The organism is Streptomyces sp. WELS2 (assembly GCF_013870595.1).
GTDB lineage: Bacteria > Actinomycetota > Actinomycetes > Streptomycetales > Streptomycetaceae > Streptomyces.
In genome coordinates this window covers 1-3,403 of sequence record NZ_JACBWZ010000686.1, presented here as the reverse complement: position 1 = coordinate 3,403, position 3,403 = coordinate 1, and the positions used below count along the sequence as shown (strand labels likewise).

2 protein-coding genes and 1 pseudogene are annotated in these 3,403 nt (G+C 72.5%); 1 reads left to right on the top strand and 2 read right to left on the bottom strand.

The window, feature by feature from the left end; translation table 11 throughout:
• The first annotated feature begins 372 nt into the window (after nucleotides 1-372).
• Complete coding sequence (locus H5J33_RS28130) at nucleotides 373-1,377, top strand: LuxR C-terminal-related transcriptional regulator (RefSeq protein WP_181797644.1); 1,005 nt, start codon at nucleotides 373-375, stop codon at nucleotides 1,375-1,377.
• 144 nt (nucleotides 1,378-1,521) lie between these two features.
• Here H5J33_RS28130 and H5J33_RS28125 read toward each other — a convergent pair.
• Together H5J33_RS28125 and H5J33_RS28120 are read right to left on the bottom strand one after the other, a co-directional pair.
• A pseudogene (locus H5J33_RS28125) lies at nucleotides 1,522-2,202 on the bottom strand (polysaccharide deacetylase family protein); the annotation flags it as partial.
• Nucleotides 2,203-2,288: 86 nt separating this feature from the next.
• The gene (locus tag H5J33_RS28120) at nucleotides 2,289-2,984 is read right to left on the bottom strand and encodes a glycoside hydrolase family 11 protein (protein ID WP_181797642.1); all 696 of its coding nucleotides are present in this window, start codon (nucleotides 2,982-2,984) and stop codon (nucleotides 2,289-2,291) included.
• Between the last annotated feature and the right edge of the window lie 419 nt (nucleotides 2,985-3,403).

Below are 3,403 nucleotides of genomic sequence, written 5' to 3'. Positions count from 1 at the left end.
GTCAGTCTTCGTGGTCGTAGCACCATGTCTCCTTGTGGGGTGGAGGAAACGCCGGGTGTGCGGCGGACTCGGGTGAGCCGCACCACGACACCCTGAAGAGCATGCGCATGCCAAGCCCTCGGCAAGCACGGGCGGGCGGGACCGGCCGGATCAGTGGCTCCCGCCCGTCCTCCCGGCGGACGCCGGCGCGGTGCCGTACGGGCGCGCCGGGGCCCGGGGAACCGGGCGGGCGGCCACGAGGTTAACCGCCCCGCCCCACCTCCCGCCCCTGGCCGAAACCGGCGCGTCCGCTCCCGGCCGGATCGGCCGCCCCGCGTCCGGGGCCGGCCGACGGCTCTGGCCTCCGGTGCGAGCCGCCCGTATCGTGCGCGCATGCGTGCGCGGGAGAACCCTTCGCGGGGTCGGCAGCCGACGGACTCCGAGGCGAAGGAGGCCTATCTGGCCATGAGGGAGCGGATCGGGACGTCGGACGCGCGGTATGCCACCGAGCGGGAGGAACTGCGCGGACTGCCCGCCGAAGTGACCCGGTGGCTGGCGGAGCGGCGGCTCCTGGACCCGGGCGGGGAGCGGCTCAGCACCCCGGAGCGCGCCCTGCGGCACGTCGTCTCCGAGCACCGGCGCCGTCTGCGGGAGACGGCCGACGGACTCGCCCGGGACGCCCGGGCCCTGGACGACGTGCTGTCGCTGCTGACGGTCCCGCGGCCCGGCGCCCGGGAGACCGTGGAGACGGAGTTCTTCACCGACCGCGAGCGCACCCGGCGGCGGCTGGAGGAACTGGACGCGCTGAGCCGGGAGGAGTTCCTGGCGATGCGCAACACCTTCCCCGGGGCCCGGGTCCTGGACGCCAGCCTCGCGCGGGACCTGGAGATGGCGGCCGACGGCATCCGCATGCGGGTGCTCACCTCGCAGCAGGCGCTGCGCTCGCCCGCGCCGGCCCGCTATCTGGCCGCGCTGGCCGACGCCGGGGTCGAGGTGCGGGTCGCGGCGACGGTGCCGCTGCACATGAACATCATGGACCGCGCGGTCGTCGTGATCGGGGTGGGGGCCGGCCCGCGGGGCGAGGGCGGCGACGTCATCCTGCACAGCGGGCCCGTCGCGCAGTGCTTCGCCCGGGTCTTCCTCCACGCCTGGGACCTGGCCCGGCCGCACACCGAACGGCCCGCCGGGCCGGATCGCCCGGGGCCCCGGCTGTCCGTGCTGGAACGCGAGGTGCTGACGCTGCTGGCCACCGGCGCCAAGGACGACACCATCGCCCGCCGGCTGGACTGCTCCGACCGCACCCTGCGCCGCCTGATGCACCGGATCATGGTGAAACTCGGCACCTCCAGCCGCTTCGAGGCGGGAGTGACCGCGGCCCGCCTCGGCCTGGTGGACTGAATCCGGCGGGGCCACGGGCGGGCGCCCCGGCCAACGGGCCGGGGACCGGGGCCGGCCGCTGTGCGACGCGGGGTGGCCCCGGAGGGATCCGGGGCCACCCCTGAGGTGTTCTCGGTCGTCGGGGACGGGGGTCCTTTCCGGTCAGGGGGCCACGGCGCGGCCCGTCTGGGGGGAGATGCGGCCGGCGCACAGGCCCTTGGCCGCCAGGGTCTGGGCGATACGCGGGATGGCGGCGAGGGTGTTGGCCGGCCACTCGTGCATCAGGATGATCTGGCCGTTGCCCAGCCGCGACACGGCCTGCACGATCGCGTCGGTGCTCGCGCCGTTCCAGTCCTGCGAGTCGACGTCCCAGATGATCTGCCGCAGGCCGTACTTGGCCTCCACCGCCTGGACGGTGGAGTTGGTCTCCCCGTACGGCGGGCGGAACAGCTGCGGTGTGCCGCCGCCGGCCGCCGCGATCGCCTGCTGGGTGCGGGAGATCTCGGAGTCGATCTGGGCCTGGCCGAGCTGGGTCAGGTGGGGGTGGGTGTAGCTGTGGTTGCCGACCCACATGCCGGCGCTCACCTCGGCCCGGACCTGGGCCGGGTAGGCGGCGGCGAACTGGCCCTCGTTGAACATCGTGGCGCGCAGGCCGTTCTGCCTGAGCGCGTTGAGCAGGGCCGGGGTGTGGTCGTTGGACGGGCCGTCGTCGAAGGTGAGTCCGACGTAGCCGTTGCAGGCGGCGGCCTGCGCCGGAGTGGCCTGGACGGCGGCGGTGACGGTGCCGGCCACGGCCGTCACGGCGACGGCCAGTGTGGTCAGCAGGGAGCGGGGAGCGGCGCGCATGCGAGTGGGTCCTCCTCGGGTCGTGCGGGACCGCGGGCGGGGATGAGCGGAGGGCGGAGAGGGCCGGCCGGGCAGCCCGGGTTCGCTCAGCCGCTCACCGTGAGGTTGGAGTAACCGCTGCTCTGGTAGCCCTCGGTGGCGAGGATCATGTAGTACTTGAAGCTGCCGAGGGGCATGCCGACGCGGGACCAGGCGTCGAAGTGGTTGCCGGTGGTGATGGTGCCGCCGGTCCGCTTGGACTGCCGGACGCTCCAGTACTGGTTGAAGGTCTTGGTGCCTTCCACGGAGGGGGCGTTGTACCGCGTCGTCTGGTAGATGTCGTACGTGCCGCCGTCGCTGGTGACCGTGCCCTTGTACGTGCCGGTGGGCCGGTAGTTGCCCCAGTTGTCGACGATGTAGTACTCCACCAGCGGGTTCGACGTCCATCCGTACAGGGACAGGTAGCCGTTGCCGGACGGGCTGAAGCTGCCCGAGTAGCTCACCGTCCTGCGCCCGCCGGTGCTCCAGCCCTTGCCCGCGACGAAGTTGCCGCAGTTCGTCCACGAAGTGCTGTAGTTGCCGCCGGAGTTGAGCGTCATCGAGACCGCGCCGCCGCCGTCGGTCCAGAACGAGTAGTAGAAGCCGTTGTTGGTGCCGGTCTGGTTGGTGGTGATGACGGTGGCGGCGTCGGCGGTGCCGGGCAGCAGCAGTCCGGAGGCGGTGGTGGCCGCGGCCAGGGCGCCGGCGCGGCCGATGAAGCCCCTGCGGCTCATCGGGCGGGAGAGGGCGTTGTCCATGTCCATGCTTCCTCCTGGTGGGGGTCGATGAGCACCAGGCCCGGGGGCGGGCACGGCCGTGCGGGTGCCGGGCGCAGGGGTGGTAGGGCCGCGGGGAATGGCATGTACGCGCCATACGCCAGGGCGGGGCCGTTCCTGCCGGGGGACGGGCTCGATTGCTGGAGAGTATGCGGCCGGGCCGAAACGGCGGTCAATCCGTCTGTTTCCGAAACTTCATCGAAACAAGGCGGGCGCGTGTGGGGTCTACGGTCGAAAATTTCGTAGCTGCTGATCGGGTGGGTGTCGGGCTCGTGTGTCCGGACGGTTGACGGGGTTGGGGCGGGTGTTTAGCGTGACGCAACGCTCGGCACTTGATTCGAAACTTTCGACTGTTCCAGGAGCACACGTGAACCTTTCCCGCATCACCGCGGCCGCCGCCGCGGCCT